This is a genomic window from Brevundimonas sp. UBA2416 (genome assembly GCF_002343105.1).
Classification (GTDB): Bacteria; Pseudomonadota; Alphaproteobacteria; order Caulobacterales; family Caulobacteraceae; genus Brevundimonas.
The window spans coordinates 23,112-37,696 of the sequence record NZ_DDRM01000009.1; the positions used below are offsets into that span (position 1 = coordinate 23,112).

Consider the following 14,585-nt stretch of genomic DNA (forward strand, 5'->3'; position numbering starts at 1 on the left):
GGGCGTTAATCCCGCGTTAGCTGTCTTGAAGCGTTTCCACCCCGGGCGGCTCGTGAAGTTCGGCGCGGCCGCGCGGGTCCGGGTGGATGAGGATGTCCGCACGTGGAAAGGCGGCCAGCAGGCGGTTCTCGGCCTCGACCACGATGGCGTGGGCGGCGTCGAGGGTCAGGGTCGGCTCGAGGTCGACATGCATCTGGATCATCATGGCCGGGCCCGCCATCCGGGTGCGCAGCTGGTGGACGCCTGAGATGCGGGGATCGGCGAGGACGGCGGTGGTGATGGCGATGCGGTCTGCATCGGGCACGGCCTTGTCGACCAGATGGTCCGCGGCGCTCCTCAGGACTCCCAGGGCTCCCCAGAACAGCCAGACCGCGACGATCAGGCCCGCCGCCGCGTCCAGACCCGGCGCGGCCAGGAAGGTTCCGGAGATCACCCCGATCAGGACCACGCCATTGGCCGCCAGGTCGCCGGCATAGTGGGCCCGGTCGGCCGCCACGGCCAGGGAGCCGCTTTTTCGCATGGCGCGGCCCTGCATCCAAACCAGCCAGCCGGTCAGGGCGATCGAGATCAGGATGACCAGAACGCCCCAGTATCCCGAGGTGACGGGACGGGGGTCGAAGATGCGCTGCACGGCCTCCCAGCCGATGAACAGGGCCGAGGCGAAGACCAGCCCCGCCTGGACCAGTGCGGCCAGGGCCTCGCCCTTGCCGTGACCGTAACGGTGGTCCTCGTCGGAAGGCGCGGCGGCCCAGCGCACGGCGAAGAACACGCCCAGCGACGCCAGCAGGTCCAGCGCCGAATCGGCCAGCGAGGCCAGGATCGACACCGAGCCGGAGGCGCCCAGGGCGAAGGCCTTGAGCGCGATCAGCACCACGGCGACCCCGACCGACAGCCGGGTCACGGCGCGGGTGGCGGCATGGCCTTCGGCGTGGAGAACATGGGCGGAGGCGGCGGACGTCATTGACGCCTTGTCGCGGAAAGCCCGCGCCCTGCCAAGGTCAAGGCGATCAGTCCGTTAGCGGGATCGTCACGAAACCGCCCCATGGTGCGAGCCCGATAGGGCGGGAGCCTGACGCTCCCTGCGGAGGTTGCGACCTGGAACCGGCAGACCCAGCCATGGAGGACGTCCGCTGGATCGGGCGCGGCGAGGCCCTGGCCCGGCTCGGGGTCAAGACCCAGACCCTCTATGCCTATGTTAGCCGGGGCCGAATCGCGGCCCGACCTGACCCCTCGGATCCGCGCCGCAGCCTCTATGCCGTACAGGACATCGCCCGGCTGACGGGCGACACGGTCGATGACGACGAGCAGGCGGCGCAGCGGCGCATTCCGCGCATGGCGGGCCGAGGCGAGGCCGAGGTTTGTTCGTCCCTGACGGCGATCGCCGACGGGCGGTTGTTCTATCGCGGGCTCGACGCGACCCAGCTGGCCGAGACGGCGACCCTTGAAGACGTGGCCCGCCGCCTGTGGGACGCCCGGCCAGCCAATCCCTTCGCCGAGATACGGCCACGCGTCGGCGCCGTCCCCGGCGGCTCCGTACGGGCCCGGTTGTTTGCAGCCCTCGCCCGCCGGGCCGAGGAGGATGCCGACCCCAAGGCGCGCACGGTCGAGACCTTGAGACTCGAGTGCGCCCGGGTGCTCGACGAGGCGGTGGACGCCGCCGCCGGTTCGGGACCGCGCCTGTTCCTGCACCAGCGGCTGGCCCGGTCATGGAAAACCCCCGACCGGGACGCCCACCTGATCCGGCGCGCGCTCGTGCTGGCGGCGGACAATGAGATGAATGCGTCGGTGCTGGCTACACGGGCGGCGGCGGACGGCGGCGCGGCGCCGGCGGCGGCGGCCTTCGCCGGCCTGCTGACCCTGGCCGGGTCCGACATGATGGCGGAACTCACCCGGGCGGCCGACTGGGTCGTCGCGGTGCGGCGTCAGGCCACGGACGCGGCGCGGCGCGCCCATGCGGCCGGCGGTCTGGCGGGATTCGGCAGCGCGGAATATCCGGCCGGCGACCCGCGCGCCGCGGCCTTGCTGGCCGCCGCCGATCTGCCGCCCGACCTGTCGCGCGCGCTGCTGGAGGGCCAGACGGCGACCGGCCGGCCGGCCAATTTCGGCCTCGCCCTCGCGCTCGTCGCGCGGCGACTGGAGCTGCCGCGCGACGCCGCCGGAGACCTGCTGTTGCTCGGCCGGCTGGCCGGGCTGCTGGGGCACGCGCTGGATCAGTCGACGAACGGCTCGCCTATCCGCGCGCGATTGCGCTATGTGGGACCCGAACCGGGCGCGCACTGACGGCCCTTTTGTTTGGGGACGTGCGTGGCGGACTGGATTGCGGCGATCATTCTGGGCCTTGTCGAAGGCCTGACCGAATTCATTCCGGTCTCCTCCACAGGCCACCTGCTTCTGACGCAAAAGCTGCTTGGCCTGACCGATCCGCGCTGGAGCTCCTTCGTCGTCCTGATCCAACTGGGCGCCATTCTGGCGGTCGTCGCCCTGTATTTCGCCCGGCTGTGGAAGGTGCTCATCAGCCTGCCCACCGATCCGAAGGCGCGGCATTTCGCCATCAGCATCCTGATCGCCTTCCTGCCTTCGGTGATCGTCGGGGTCTTCCTCTACGACTTCATCAAGGCGGTGCTGTTCAACGTCGAGGGCGACACGGCGGTGACGGTGATCTGCGTCTCCCTGATCCTCGGCGGCTTCGGTCTGCTGGCGCTCGAGCGGTTCGCGCCGAAGCCGACGGCCGACGACGCCATGACCCTGTCCTGGAAACGGTCGCTGGGCGTGGGCCTGTTCCAGTGCCTGTCGGTGATCCCCGGCGTCTCGCGGTCGGGCGCGACCATCGCGGGCGGACTCAGCCTCGGTCTCGACAAGCGGGCGGCGGCCGAGTTTTCGTTCTTCCTGGCCATTCCCACCATGGTCGCGGCCTCGGGCTGGGACATCATCCAGAGCGGGGCGACGATCGACTGGGACTTCGGCGGGATCATCGCCGTCGGCTTCGTGGTCTCGTTCATCAGCGGCTGGATCGTCGTCAAGGCCATGGTCGACTTCGTCGCCAGACACGGCTTCGCCCCCTTCGCCTGGTGGCGGATCATCGTCGGTGTGATCGGTCTCGGTCTGGTCTGGGCCGGTCTGGCCTGACTCAGGCCGCCGGCGCTTCGGCGAACTGCCCGCCGCGGCGATAGCGCCACAGGTAGGACGGGGCGATGGCCTCAATTCCCGTGGGTTCAATGCCCAGCGTGGCCAGACCCTCGGCCCCCTCGGCGACGACATTGTCGCTCTCCAGCAGCACCACCTGATCGCGGGTCAGGACCGGCGGGATGCCGACCATGGCGGTCAGCTGGGCCATCGAGCCGATGGCGCGGGCCGCGAAGAACGGCAGGGGGATGAGGCCGAAGCTGCGATAGGTCTCGCGCCGGATCAGTTTCAGCACGTCCTCGAAGGTCATCACGGCCGGCCCGCCGAGCTCGAAAGTGCGGCCGGCAGCCTCGGGCGCCGCCGTCGCGCGGGCGATGGCCTCGGCCACGTCGGCGACATAGACCGGCTGGAATTTCGTCTGGCCGCCGCCGATCAGCGGCAGGGCCGGGGCGATGGAGGCCAGGGCGGCGAACCGGTTCAGGAAGTCGTCGCCGGCGCCGAAGACGATCGACGGGCGGATCACCACCGTGTCCGGCTTGACCTCGCGCACCGCCATCTCGGCCGCGGCCTTGGACAGGGCATAGTCGGAGCGGCTCTCGGGACTGGCGCCGATGGCCGAGATCTGGACCAGACGGTTGACGCCGCCGGCGGCGCAGGCCTCGGCGATGTTCCGCGAGGCGTCGACGTGCAGGGCGTGGAAGGTGCGGCGGCCTGATTCGTACAGGATTCCGACCAGATTGATCGCCGCATCGGCGCCGCGCAGGGCCGCCGCGACCTCCTCCGGACGTGTGACGTCGCAGCGAACCGACTGGAACTGGCCGACCGAACCCGAGGTCTGGAGCTTCCAGGCGCGGTCAGGCCGACGGCATGCGATACGGACGCGCCAGCCGCGTTTGGCCAGCGCCTGGACGACCTGGCTTCCGACGAAACCCGAGCCGCCGAAGACGGTGACAAGGCCGGGGGCGACTTCGTTCATGACAGGCTCCGAAAGGCGACGGTGCGAGGACGGGAAACCCTCGACGCGCCGGGGATTAGACGATGGCCGCGATGCTCGCAACGCAAAGGCCGCAAATCCCTGTTGACCGGCCCCTGACCCTGCCTTAAGGGTCCGCGCCTTCCGGACGGATATGTGTGCAAGCGCGAAACGTCTGGGCCCAGGTGGCGGAATTGGTAGACGCGCTGGCTTCAGGTGCCAGTGATAGAAATGTCGTGGAGGTTCGAGTCCTCTCCTGGGCACCAATATTCAGACGGCGTCGCGCTTCGGTGCGGCGCCGTTTGTGTTTTGGGGCTGTGGCGAGTGATTAGTGGTTAGTGGCTGACGGCGGAACAGGCGGCGTCCGGATATCGCGACCCGTGAACCTGCCCCCACTAACCACTAACCACTAATCACTGACCACGAACCACTCCGAGCCGGAGGGAGACATCCCCGCCGCCGCACGCTAGTTGAGGGCCTGAAAGGGTTTCACGAATGACGGTGTTCCTCCACGAAGGCGACCTGCCCAACGGCCTCGATCTCGGGCCCGAAGTCGCCATCGATTCCGAGACCATGGGGCTGCGCTTCCGGCGTGATCCGCTCTGCGTGGTGCAGCTGTCGGCCGGGGACGGCGACGCCCATGTCGTGCGCATGAACCGCCCGGGCTATGACTGCCCGAATCTGAAGCGGCTGCTGACCGATCCGAAGGTGCTGAAGCTGTTCCATTTCGGCCGGTTCGACATCGGCATGTTCCAGCTGCATCTCGGGGTCGAAACCCGTCCGGTCTATTGCACCAAGATCGCCTCGAAACTGGCCCGCACCTATACCGACCGCCACGGCCTGAAGGATGTCGTGCGCGAACTGGTCGGGGTCGACCTGTCCAAGGCGCAGCAGTCGAGCGACTGGGGCGCGGCCGAACTGTCGCCGGCCCAGCTGGAATACGCCGCGTCGGACGTCCTGTACCTGCACGCGGCCAAGGTCCGGCTGGACGAGATGCTGGCGCGCGAGGGCCGGACCGAGCTGGCCCGTAAGTGTTTCGACTTCCTGCCAACCCGCTCGGCGCTTGATCTGGCGGGCTGGGACGAGATGGACGTGTTCGCGCACACCTGATGACCGATCCCGCCGACAGCCACGCACATCAGGACGAGGCCCGCGTCGCCGCGACGGCCAGGGCCTTCCGTGCGCGGTCACGCCGGGTGCAACTGCTGCGCCGCATCCTGCCGGTGGCGATCATCGTCCTGGCGGGTGGCACGGTCAGCTGGATCGTGCTGCGCAGCGTCATGTCCGACGTCGAGCGCAAGGCCGGGACCAGCCGGGAAATTCGCCTCGATGCGCTACGGTTCCACGGCCAGGACGCGGCCGGTCGCAGCTTCATCATCGCCGCCGAGGGCGCCGTGCGCGATCCGGATACGGGCCGCTACCGGCTGGTCGGCCCGGCGCTGCGGCTGAACCTGGGGGGCCGCAAGGTGACGACCCTGACGGCCGACGGCGGGGTCTATGACGAGGCCGGCAAGACCGTGACCATCGGCCCGAATGTGCGGATTTCCGACGGCGGCTCGGGCTTTACGCTGGTGACGCCCGAGGCGGTGGTCGACACCGCGACCGGCATTGTGACCGGGAACAAGGGCGTCCAGGGCTCCGGGCCGCTTGGAACCATCTCTGCTTCGTCCTATGTGATCCGGGAACAGGGCGGGCGCGTCGAGTTTCGAGGCTCCGGCGAAAACAAGATACGCGGCACGATCAACGCCGGAGGGTCCAACCCATGACCAGTACCCGAGTCCTGACCATCGCGGCTGCGTCGCTGGCGCTGCTGGCGCTACCGACCATGGGCGACGCCCAGACGGCGCCCCGGATTGGCGAGGGTGCGATCTCCTACGGCGCTGACGCCGGCGAGGCGACGCCGAACAGCCTGACCCTGCGCGGGCGCGCTGAAGTCATCCAGGGGCAGAACCGTCTCCGCGCTGACGCCATCAATGGTTCCGGCGCCGATAGCGGAATCGAGCGGATCGAGGCCAGCGGGAACGTCTATTTCGTCACGCCTGATCAGACCATTCGCGGCGACCGGGCCGTCTATACGCCCGGGGACAATCTGGTGGTCGTGACGGGCGACGTCATCGTGACCCAGGGCCAGAATGTCATGACGGGCGGCCGGCTGACCTACAATACGGAGACCCAGGCGGTCACCATGGCCGGCGGCGCCGGATCGAACGGCGGCCGCATCCGCGGCGTCTTCTACCCAGACAGCAGCGGGAACTGAGCCCCGGCTCCGTCTGATCATTGGCCCGTAAGGAACTCTCAGCCCTCAATGTGATCGAGACGCCGGCGATCCCGGCGGTCGAGCCCGCGCGCCCGACGGGCCTGCGGGTCGATCATATCGCCCGCGCGTTCGGTCAGCGGCAGGTGGTGCGCGACGTCTCCCTGCATGTCGAGCGCGGCCAGGTCGCGGGCCTGCTGGGGCCCAACGGCGCCGGCAAGACCACCTGTTTCTACATGATCACCGGCCTGATCCCGCCCGACAGCGGCACGATCTGGCTGGACGGCGAGGACATCACGGCCCAGCCGATGTACCAGCGCGCCCGCATGGGTCTGGGTTATCTGGCGCAGGAGGCCTCGATCTTCCGCGGCATGACGGTCGAGCACAACGTCAAGGCGGTGGTCGAACTGCACCACACCGGCCAGGCCGCCATCGCCGAGGAGACCAGCCGCCTGCTGGAAGAGCTGCGTATCGACCATTTGCGCCATGCCCCGGCCTCGGGCCTGTCGGGCGGCGAGCGGCGGCGCTGCGAGATCGCCCGGGCGCTGGCCGGCAAGCCCAGCTTCATGCTGCTGGACGAACCCTTCGCCGGCATCGACCCCCTCGCCATCGCCGACATCCGCCAGGTCATCCGCTATCTGGCGGGTCAGGGCATCGGCGTGCTGATCACCGACCACAACGTCCGCGAAACGCTGGAAATCATCGACCACGCCTCGATCATCTCGGGCGGGTCGGTGCTGTTCGAAGGCAAGGCCGAGGACGTGATCCGCGATCCGGAAGTGCGCCGGGTCTATCTGGGCGACATGTACGGCTGAGGTTTCGCGCCTACTCCGTCCCCAGACTCAGCCGGCTGATCAGCACCGCCGCCCGTTGCGCCTGACGCACCAGACTGTCCAGATCGACCCATTCGCCGTCGGCGTGAGCGTTGCCGCCGGCGATGCCGAGGCCGCCCAGCGTATCCACATCCTCGGCCACGAAGCCGCTGTCGGCGGCGCCGCGGCGGGCGGGGTCGTATTCGGACATCTGAGGCAGGCCGAGGTCGCGGTTGACGTCGTTCAGGCGGGCCAGAAGCGCGCGGTTGCCCTCGGTCGGGGCCATGGGGGGATAGCCGCCCTCGGCGAAGACCAATTCCGCCCCGGTTCGCGGCAGGTGGTCGTCGACGATGGCCTGCATCCGGCCGCGGACGCGCTCGTCCTGTTCGCGGGTCAGGGTGCGCAGGTCGCCGCGGGCGATGGCGGTCGAGGCGACGATATTGGTCTTGCCCGAGGCGGTGACATTGAAGCCCTCCGTGTCGATGGCGGCGGGCGTGCCCCCGGCGACCACGCCGACATTGTAGGTCAGGTTCGGCTCGGGCAGGTCGCGGCGAAAACCGTCGAGGATGCGGGCCAGCTCATAGATGGCGCCGTAGCCGAGGGCGTCGTTGAACACCCCGCTGGAATGGCCGGTGCGGCCGGTGGCGGTGAGGGTCCAGTTGGCGGCGCTACGGCGGGCGATGGTGCCGAAGTCGGCGCCATCCTCGACAGCCAGGTTCTCGAACTCCAGGGCATACGCCGCGGCGCGGCCGGCCTCGATCAGGTCGCGGCGGGCGACGGCCACTGGCGACCCGATCCGCTCCTCGTCCCCGGTCAGGAAGACGGTGATGTTGGCGTCGTCGAGCTTTCCCGCCGCCCGCATGGCCCGCAGGGCGGCGATGATGACCGCGATGCCGCCCTTGTCGTCGCCTATGCCCGGGCCGGTGGCGCGGGCGCCGTCTCGGACGAAGCGTTGGAAAGGATTGTCGGCCTCGAAGACGGTGTCGAGGTGGCCGATCAGCAGGATGTTGCGGCCCGGGCCTGCATGGGTGGCGATCAGGTGGCCGGCGCGGCCGGTCTCGGTCATGTCGACCCAGCGGACCTCGAAGCCCAACGACTCCAGTTCGGCCCGGACCATGTCGCCCACGACGCGGACTCCCTCGAGATTCAGGGTACCGCTGTTCTGGTTCACCATCCGCTCGAGCAGGGCGATGTGGCGGTGATGCTCGCGCTCGACGGTCCGCATCATCGTCTGTTCGGCGGGGGTGGCCCCGTTTCCGGTAGTGGACTGCGCGAGGGCCGCGGCGGGCGTGAGAAGGAGCAGCAGGGCGGCAAGGATCAGGCGCATCGGGGCTCTCGCTCGGGACGGACGGTCTGGACAGGGGAGCAAAGCGCGGGCGGCAGGTCCAGCGGTTTAGAACGCCGTTAACCGGTCAGGCCACAAGGTGGCCGCAGCAAGTTTCGGGCCACGCCCGGACCCAGGGGAAAAAGAACGTTGCTCGGACAAAGGCTGGAGATTCGGCAGGGCCAGGGGCTGGTCATCACGCCCCAGCTGCAGCAGGCGATCAAGCTGCTGCAACTGTCGAACCTCGAGCTGGAGGCCTTCGTCGAGGCGGAGCTGGAAAAGAACCCGCTGCTGCAGCGCGAGGACGCCGAGCCCGGCGGCGAGATCGATGCGCCGGTCCCGGTCGAAAGCCACGACGCAGCCGAAATGAGCTTTGACGAGGGCCGGGTCACGGACGCGGACCGCACGCTCGATGCGCGCTCTGACGATGTCTATGGCGACGCCAGCCCCGGTGAGCGCACCTCGGACCGGATGGAGGATGTCGGCGTCGGCGAGGCCCAGGTCGGGCTGAACGACTGGTCCCGCGCCGGCGCGGGCGGCGGCCTGCCCGACGGCGAGGGGCGCGAACAGCCTGACAGTCGCGAGATGACCCTGTGGGAGCATCTGCAGGCCCAGGCGTCGCAGGCGGCCTTCTCGCCCTCCGACCACGCCATCGCCCTGACCCTGATCGATTCCGTCGATGAGGGCGGCTATCTGCGCGGCGAACTGGCCGAGATCGCCGACCGGCTGGGGATCACGCTGGAGCGGGTCGAGGCGGTTCTGGCGGTCTGCCACGGGTTCGAGCCCACCGGCGTCATGGCCCGCTCGGTGCCGGAATGCCTGAAGCTGCAGCTGATCGAGCGTAACCGGTTCGATCCGGCCATGGGCTGTCTGCTCGACAATCTGGACCTGCTGGCCAAACGGGACCTGTCCGGTCTGCGCCGGGTCTGCGGTGTCGACGCCGAGGACATGGCCGAGATGATCGCCGAGCTGAAGGCCCTGACGCCCCGGCCCGGCGCGGGCTTCGGCGGCGAACCGGCCCAGACGGTGATCCCCGACGTGCATGTGCGGTCCGATCCGGCCGGCGGCTGGAAGGTCGAGCTGAACGCCGACACCCTGCCGCGGCTGATCATGGACAAGCGCTATCACGGGGTGGTCGCGGCGGGCTCGCGCTCGGACGTCGAGAAGACCTTCGTCGCCGAATGCGCGGCCCAGGCCAGCTGGCTGGTCAAGTCGCTGGACCAGCGGGCCAAGACCATTCTGAAGGTGTCTTCCGAGATCGTGCGCCAGCAGGACGCCTTCCTCGCCTTCGGCGTCGAGTTCCTGCGCCCGCTGAACCTGAAGACCGTCGCCGACGCCATCGGCATGCATGAATCGACGGTCAGCCGGGTGACCTCGAACAAATACGTCTCGACGCCGCGGGGCGTGTTCGAGCTGAAATTCTTCTTCACGGCGGCGATCCAGTCGTCCGACGGCGGGGCGACCCATTCGGCCGAGGCCGTGCGTCACCGGATCAAGGCCATGATCGACGGCGAGGGCCGCGACGGCGACGTCCTCAGCGACGACCGGATCGTGGAGATTCTCAAGGAGACGGGCATCGACATCGCCCGCCGCACCGTGGCGAAATACCGCGAGGCCCTGCGGATACCGTCGTCGGTCGAGCGCAAGCGGATGCTGAAGACGGGTTAGGCGTGTTGCGTTCTCCCTCCCCTTCATGGGGAGGGACGGCGAGGCGCAGCCGAGCCCGGGTGGGGCACGCCAGTCCCGCGGTGGCGGCGCCAGGCTTTGAAATTCTCCACCCGGTCGCTGCGCGACCTCCCTCCCCACTTCGGGGGAGGGAGAACCGACCCGATAACCTTCACCACATTTCGGTGATCGGCGTTGACACCATTCGCGATCGGTCGCGTTCTATCACCATGCAAATCCAGGTCAGTGGTAAACACGTAGATGTCGGCGACGCGTTAGGCTCGCGCATCTCCCAGGAACTCGAAGACGGGATCGGCAAATATTTCGAACGAGGGGCGCAGGACGCCGAGGTCGTGGTGTCGAAAGACGGCCACGGCTTCAAGGTGGACTGCTGGGTCCGCCTCGCGTCGGGAGAGGCCATCGTCACCAGCGGTCTGGGCGGCGACGCCCACGGGGCCTTCTCCGATTCACTCGAAAAGCTCGAGAAACGGGTCCGACGCTACAAGCGCCGGCTCAAGAACCACCACGCCGGACCGCGTGGCCTGTCGCCCGAGAAGACCGAGAACGCCGCGCGTGAAGTGGCCCGCAGCATGGTCCTGCGCAGCCCTGACGCGGTCGAGGATGACGCCTTCGGCGACGCCGGAGCGCCGGACGAGCCGCCGCCCGTCGGCATGGTCATCGCAGAAACCGAGGCCGAGATCCGCACCATTACCGTGGGCCGGGCTGTTCTCGAGCTCGACATGACGGGCTATCCGGTCGTGCTGTTCCGCAATGCGGCGCATGGCGGCATCTCGGTCGTCTACCGCCGTCCCGACGGCAATGTGGGCTGGATTGATCCCGAGCGAACGGTGAAGTCGATCAATGGACACGGTTCGGTAAACGGTAGCGGCGTATAGTCTTCCCCAATCGAGGCGGGTGGTCTAAAGGGCCCCCGCCCATTCGGGATGTGTGGGCAGAGTCGGGAATTCCTTTATGGACATCGGTGAATTGCTGGCGGACGGCGGCGTCGTCCTGCGCAGCGGCGCCTCGTCAAAGCGTCAGGCCTTGCACACGGTGGCGGAAGCCGCCGCGCAGGCCCTCGGAATGCCGGAAAACCGGATCATGGAGGCCTTGCTCGAGCGCGAGGCCCTGGGTTCGACGGGTCTGGGTTCGGGCGTCGCGGTTCCGCATGCCCGGCTTGAAGGCATTTCGCGGGTGACCGCCGTGTTCGTCCGGCTGGAAACGCCCGTCGCCTACGGGGCCGTGGACGATCGGCCCGTGGACCTGCTGTTCGCCCTGTTCGCGCCGCCATGTGACGGCGCCGAGCATCTGCGCGCCCTGGCCGCGGTCTCGCGGGCCCTGCGCTCGTCAGAGATGCGCGAGCAACTGCGTCAGGCGCGGACCACGGACGCGATCCGGGCCCTGTTCGTCCGCGACAGCATTCCGGCGACGGCAGCCTGAGCCTCGCATACTGCGACTAGCCCGAGACGAGACGGGTTCATCACAGCGAGCACAACGGGGTCACAACGGACGCCACGGGTCCGTTTGGGCTGACAGATCCGCGTCCGCCATGCTGGCACTGAGCCCGAACAATGCGGCGTACGCCGCAATCCAGTGAGGCGCGCTACAGGGCTCCAACCCTGACCGGCGTTCGATCCCGTTGCGTTCGCTGTGAACCCGTTGTGCCCGTTGTGATGAAACGAACTGCCGCCCCCTAGTGAACGGAAACCGGCTCCAGTTCGTGGGCCACGGCGGCGGCGAAGGCGGCCTCGCGGTCCATCATGACGGCCAGACGTTCGCCGTCGGCGCCATGAACGGCGTAAAGGGTCGCCTCGGGGTCAATCGACAGGCCCTTGACCTCGGTCACCGCGACGTCGGCCATCACGTCCGAGGCGCGGATCTCGCGCACATAGACGAGGTCCGGCGCGCCCAGCCCCCTGAAATCTTCCTTGGTCATGATCGTGGTGGGCGTCATCGAGACCGCCTCCTTGTACTGAACTAACGCCCGAAAGGGCTTTGGGGTCCGGCCCCGAAAGCGGCGACCGGAGACGGCCGGCTGTCAGCCGGTGGTGATCGGTATCCGCCGTACCGCCGGCAGGTCCGCGGGCCGGCTCATATCGACGTGCAGAAGTCCGTGCTCGAGCTGGGCTGCGTCGACATCCAGCCCGTCGGCGAGGACGAAGCTGCGCACGAAGCCACGCCCGGCGATGCCGCGATGCAGAAAGGCCTGGTCGGCCTGGTCGGGCGCCGGTTCGCGCTTGCCGGCGATGGTCAGCTGGCGGCCTTCGAGGGTGATCATCAGGTCGTCGGGGCCGAAGCCCGCGACGGCCAGGGAGATGCGCACCGAATGCTCGCCCCGCTGTTCGACATTGTAGGGGGGATAGCTGTCCGCGGCGGCGCGGGCGGCCCTGTCGATCAGGGCCCGGGTATGGTCGAAGCCGAGCAGGAAGGGGCTGTCGAACAGGATGGTGCGCGTCGTCATCGTCTCTCGCCCCCGAAGCAGGCCTCAGGCCGTCTGCGCCCCCCGTGATCGGCGGGGCGCCGGCCGTTGAGTCCTAGATGGTGCGCGGGCGCCCGCCGGTCAACGGCGACGGAACAGCCGCGCGTCGGCTGACCAGGCCCCGGCGCCGTGGGTCGCGAGGAGCAGGCCCGCCAGCACGCACATCATCGGGCCGAACAGTTCGCGCGGGATGTCGGGGAAAATTCCCTGCGTCGGGGCGATCAGGGCCACGGCCACCAAAAAATTCAGGGACAACAGCAGGCCTGCCCAACGGGTCAGCAAGCCGGGGATCAGCAGCACGCCGATCAACATCTGGGCCCACACCGACACCGGTGCGGCGAGTGCGGGCATCGGGGCGTTCAGGGCGGTCAGGAAGCCCTGGAACTCGTCCATGCGCTCGGCCGAGGTGATGTTGTCCCAGACGCCCCAGATCAGAAAACCGCCGAGATAGAGCCGCAGCAGCAGAAAGGCGGCGTCCTCGCCGCGCTTGAGGGCGTCGAGCCCGAGCCAGTTCTTCATCATCGTCTCCGGAAAAAGAGGGGGGTTGCGGCCCCCCGGATGGACGAAGGTCCCGCGGCTTGCCGCGGGGCCTTCGAGGGTAGAGCCTGGCGGCGTCGAACCGCTGACTGATTGCATGCCAGGCCCTGCTCCGGCGGGTCAGTCTTGCGGCTGATCCAGTGAGGCCAGGCCCTCTTCCGCAATGGCCCGTCGCACACCTGTGGCGTCCTTCAGTATGGCTTCAAGGGCCAGGCGATGGGCGTGCGGCAGGGCCTCGTCGGCCGGAACCTCGACGTCCGGCGGAACGCCCACGCCCTCCCAGTTTGCCCCGGTGATCATGTTGCTGACGATTCCCATCGGGATGAAGGCCACAAACCCGCCGCTGAGCGGTCGGTACCCACCCGGGGTCGCCGCGCCGGAGGTCGTCTGACCGACCAGGGTCGCCCGTCCCATGGCTTGCAGATCGTAGGCGAACTCCTCCGCCCCCGAACCGGTGCCTTCGTCAATCAGCACATAGACGGGTTTGCCGGCGAACCCCGGGGTCCGGGGCTCCGCATGGAAGATCCTGCTCTGTGACGGGTCAGACACCACCTCAAGACGGACCGTGGCCGTGCGCTCCGCGACGAGGTGGCCGATCACATTGGCCACGCCGGCCGGCTCGCCACCCGGTGTTCCGCGCACGTCGATGATCAGCGCGCCAGTGTCGGCCAGCAGGCTCATGGCGGCGGCCAGTTTCTCGACACCGGGCGGCGTATCGAGAAGCAGGGTGAGGCGGAGATATCCCACATTGCCCGGCAGCCACCGGACCTCCGGTATCTCGCTGCCGCGCAGGCGCACCTCCTCGTGGAATTCAGCGAGCTCTTCCGCCGTCGGCGGCGCGTCAGTGAAGCCGGCGACGGCCTCCGGCCCGAAGTAACGGACACGGAAATGCCGATCGTTGACGATGGGAGAGATCTTGCTGTCGATCAGGGCCATCAGCTCCGCGCCGGACCGCGCGCTCCGGAACTCCCCGCGCCGCTCCATGGCCTCGATCTCGTTCGCCGCGGCGATACCGCGCTCGCGGAAGGCGAAGCGTTCGCGCAGGACCTGGGCCAGCGCCAGGATGACCGCCCGGTTCTCATCGGCGCTCACAGTTACGGCGGCGGGGTCCGGACGCTGCTGCGGCTGGCCCAGGGCGACGCCCGGGGCAAGGGCAAGAGCGAGCGCTGAGGCGCAGGCGGCGAAAATCGACGATGTGAGTTTGGGGGTCATGATGGGGCTCAACTCCGATGTGTATCGACATCAGAGAGGCGCCAAGCTTCGCGCATGGATGCACCGGAGGCCACCCGGCGTGTGTACCGGGTCATTCTGCCCCGAATACGGTCCCGAAATGGACGAAGGCCCCGCAGTTTCCCGCGGGGCCTTCGATGGTGGAGCTTAGCGGAGTCGAACCGCTGACCTCTTGCATGCCATGCAAG

The 14,585-nt window shown here is 68.6% G+C and carries 16 protein-coding genes and 1 tRNA gene; 10 read left to right on the forward strand and 7 right to left on the reverse strand.

Annotated features, from left to right (window positions below):
- Nucleotides 1-16 precede the first annotated feature (16 nt).
- Nucleotides 17-961 (reverse strand): cation diffusion facilitator family transporter, encoded by a 945-nt coding sequence (locus tag B3E43_RS02240; protein ID WP_292026266.1) that lies wholly within the window; start codon nucleotides 959-961, stop codon nucleotides 17-19.
- Between the two features lie 155 nt (nucleotides 962-1,116).
- Between B3E43_RS02240 and B3E43_RS02245 the strand changes: the two genes are divergently transcribed.
- Together B3E43_RS02245 and B3E43_RS02250 are read left to right on the forward strand one after the other, a co-directional pair.
- Nucleotides 1,117-2,280 (forward strand): citrate/2-methylcitrate synthase, encoded by a 1,164-nt coding sequence (locus tag B3E43_RS02245; protein WP_292026267.1) that lies wholly within the window; start codon nucleotides 1,117-1,119, stop codon nucleotides 2,278-2,280.
- Between the two features lie 24 nt (nucleotides 2,281-2,304).
- The gene (locus B3E43_RS02250) at nucleotides 2,305-3,126 is read left to right on the forward strand and encodes an undecaprenyl-diphosphate phosphatase (protein ID WP_292026268.1); all 822 of its coding nucleotides are present in this window, start codon (nucleotides 2,305-2,307) and stop codon (nucleotides 3,124-3,126) included.
- Nucleotide 3,127: 1 nt separating this feature from the next.
- On the opposite strand, the gene B3E43_RS02255 is transcribed toward B3E43_RS02250, so the two are convergent.
- A complete protein-coding gene (locus tag B3E43_RS02255) occupies nucleotides 3,128-4,099 on the reverse strand; it encodes a complex I NDUFA9 subunit family protein (protein ID WP_292026269.1) in 972 nt (323 codons plus the stop codon).
- 176 nt (nucleotides 4,100-4,275) lie between these two features.
- Here B3E43_RS02255 and B3E43_RS02260 point away from each other — a divergent pair.
- From B3E43_RS02260 to lptB, 5 genes are all read left to right on the forward strand, one after another.
- Nucleotides 4,276-4,362, forward strand: a tRNA-Leu gene (locus B3E43_RS02260).
- A gap of 229 nt (nucleotides 4,363-4,591) precedes the next feature.
- On the forward strand, nucleotides 4,592-5,206 hold the full coding sequence (locus tag B3E43_RS02265) for a ribonuclease D (RefSeq protein ID WP_292026270.1): 615 nt from the start codon (nucleotides 4,592-4,594) through the stop codon (nucleotides 5,204-5,206).
- Entirely contained in the window at nucleotides 5,206-5,862 is a 657-nt protein-coding gene (gene lptC / locus B3E43_RS02270) for an LPS export ABC transporter periplasmic protein LptC (protein WP_292026271.1), read from the forward strand. Before B3E43_RS02265 ends, lptC begins: the two co-directional genes overlap by 1 nt.
- Nucleotides 5,859-6,353 (forward strand): LptA/OstA family protein, encoded by a 495-nt coding sequence (locus B3E43_RS02275; RefSeq protein ID WP_292026272.1) that lies wholly within the window; start codon nucleotides 5,859-5,861, stop codon nucleotides 6,351-6,353. Before lptC ends, B3E43_RS02275 begins: the two co-directional genes overlap by 4 nt.
- 50 nt (nucleotides 6,354-6,403) lie before the next feature.
- Complete coding sequence (lptB, locus tag B3E43_RS02280; RefSeq protein WP_292026273.1) at nucleotides 6,404-7,165, forward strand: LPS export ABC transporter ATP-binding protein; 762 nt, start codon at nucleotides 6,404-6,406, stop codon at nucleotides 7,163-7,165.
- Between the two features lie 10 nt (nucleotides 7,166-7,175).
- On the opposite strand, the gene B3E43_RS02285 is transcribed toward lptB, so the two are convergent.
- A complete protein-coding gene (locus tag B3E43_RS02285; RefSeq protein ID WP_292026274.1) occupies nucleotides 7,176-8,489 on the reverse strand; it encodes a M20/M25/M40 family metallo-hydrolase in 1,314 nt (437 codons plus the stop codon).
- A gap of 147 nt (nucleotides 8,490-8,636) precedes the next feature.
- On the opposite strand from B3E43_RS02285, the gene rpoN reads away from it, so the two are divergent.
- From rpoN to B3E43_RS02300, 3 genes are all read left to right on the forward strand, one after another.
- Nucleotides 8,637-10,154, forward strand: coding sequence for an RNA polymerase factor sigma-54 (gene rpoN, locus B3E43_RS02290; RefSeq protein WP_292026275.1), 1,518 nt, complete (start codon nucleotides 8,637-8,639; stop codon nucleotides 10,152-10,154).
- 227 nt (nucleotides 10,155-10,381) lie between these two features.
- Nucleotides 10,382-11,047 (forward strand): ribosome hibernation-promoting factor, HPF/YfiA family, encoded by a 666-nt coding sequence (gene hpf, locus B3E43_RS02295; protein WP_292026385.1) that lies wholly within the window; start codon nucleotides 10,382-10,384, stop codon nucleotides 11,045-11,047.
- Nucleotides 11,048-11,123: 76 nt separating this feature from the next.
- The gene (locus B3E43_RS02300) at nucleotides 11,124-11,591 is read left to right on the forward strand and encodes a PTS sugar transporter subunit IIA (RefSeq protein WP_292026276.1); all 468 of its coding nucleotides are present in this window, start codon (nucleotides 11,124-11,126) and stop codon (nucleotides 11,589-11,591) included.
- Between the two features lie 253 nt (nucleotides 11,592-11,844).
- Here the strand turns inward: B3E43_RS02300 and B3E43_RS02305 are convergent, their stop codons facing one another.
- The 4 genes from B3E43_RS02305 to B3E43_RS02320 form a co-directional block, all read right to left on the reverse strand.
- Nucleotides 11,845-12,105, reverse strand: a complete 261-nt coding sequence (locus tag B3E43_RS02305; protein WP_292026277.1) for a DUF1150 family protein — start codon at nucleotides 12,103-12,105, stop codon at nucleotides 11,845-11,847.
- Nucleotides 12,106-12,189: 84 nt separating this feature from the next.
- Nucleotides 12,190-12,612 (reverse strand): Hsp20 family protein, encoded by a 423-nt coding sequence (locus tag B3E43_RS02310; protein WP_292026278.1) that lies wholly within the window; start codon nucleotides 12,610-12,612, stop codon nucleotides 12,190-12,192.
- A gap of 99 nt (nucleotides 12,613-12,711) precedes the next feature.
- A complete protein-coding gene (locus B3E43_RS02315; RefSeq protein WP_292026279.1) occupies nucleotides 12,712-13,149 on the reverse strand; it encodes a DoxX family protein in 438 nt (145 codons plus the stop codon).
- 138 nt (nucleotides 13,150-13,287) lie between these two features.
- Nucleotides 13,288-14,379, reverse strand: a complete 1,092-nt coding sequence (locus tag B3E43_RS02320) for a S41 family peptidase (RefSeq protein ID WP_292026280.1) — start codon at nucleotides 14,377-14,379, stop codon at nucleotides 13,288-13,290.
- Between the last annotated feature and the right edge of the window lie 206 nt (nucleotides 14,380-14,585).

What these genes read in the sequence shown, in the direction of transcription:
- B3E43_RS02240 (WP_292026266.1), bottom strand. Translation starts at nt 961, where the DNA reads ATGACGTCCGCCGCCTCCGCCCATGTTCTCCACGCCGAAGGCCATGCC.
- B3E43_RS02245 (WP_292026267.1), top strand. Translation starts at nt 1,117, where the DNA reads ATGGAGGACGTCCGCTGGATCGGGCGCGGCGAGGCCCTGGCCCGGCTC.
- B3E43_RS02255 (WP_292026269.1), bottom strand. Translation starts at nt 4,099, where the DNA reads ATGAACGAAGTCGCCCCCGGCCTTGTCACCGTCTTCGGCGGCTCGGGT.
- B3E43_RS02265 (WP_292026270.1), top strand. Translation starts at nt 4,592, where the DNA reads ATGACGGTGTTCCTCCACGAAGGCGACCTGCCCAACGGCCTCGATCTC.
- lptC (WP_292026271.1), top strand. Translation starts at nt 5,206, where the DNA reads ATGACCGATCCCGCCGACAGCCACGCACATCAGGACGAGGCCCGCGTC.
- B3E43_RS02275 (WP_292026272.1), top strand. Translation starts at nt 5,859, where the DNA reads ATGACCAGTACCCGAGTCCTGACCATCGCGGCTGCGTCGCTGGCGCTG.
- B3E43_RS02285 (WP_292026274.1), bottom strand. Translation starts at nt 8,489, where the DNA reads ATGCGCCTGATCCTTGCCGCCCTGCTGCTCCTTCTCACGCCCGCCGCG.
- hpf (WP_292026385.1), top strand. Translation starts at nt 10,382, where the DNA reads ATGCAAATCCAGGTCAGTGGTAAACACGTAGATGTCGGCGACGCGTTA.
- B3E43_RS02300 (WP_292026276.1), top strand. Translation starts at nt 11,124, where the DNA reads ATGGACATCGGTGAATTGCTGGCGGACGGCGGCGTCGTCCTGCGCAGC.
- B3E43_RS02305 (WP_292026277.1), bottom strand. Translation starts at nt 12,105, where the DNA reads ATGACGCCCACCACGATCATGACCAAGGAAGATTTCAGGGGGCTGGGC.
- B3E43_RS02310 (WP_292026278.1), bottom strand. Translation starts at nt 12,612, where the DNA reads ATGACGACGCGCACCATCCTGTTCGACAGCCCCTTCCTGCTCGGCTTC.
- B3E43_RS02315 (WP_292026279.1), bottom strand. Translation starts at nt 13,149, where the DNA reads ATGAAGAACTGGCTCGGGCTCGACGCCCTCAAGCGCGGCGAGGACGCC.
- B3E43_RS02320 (WP_292026280.1), bottom strand. Translation starts at nt 14,379, where the DNA reads ATGACCCCCAAACTCACATCGTCGATTTTCGCCGCCTGCGCCTCAGCG.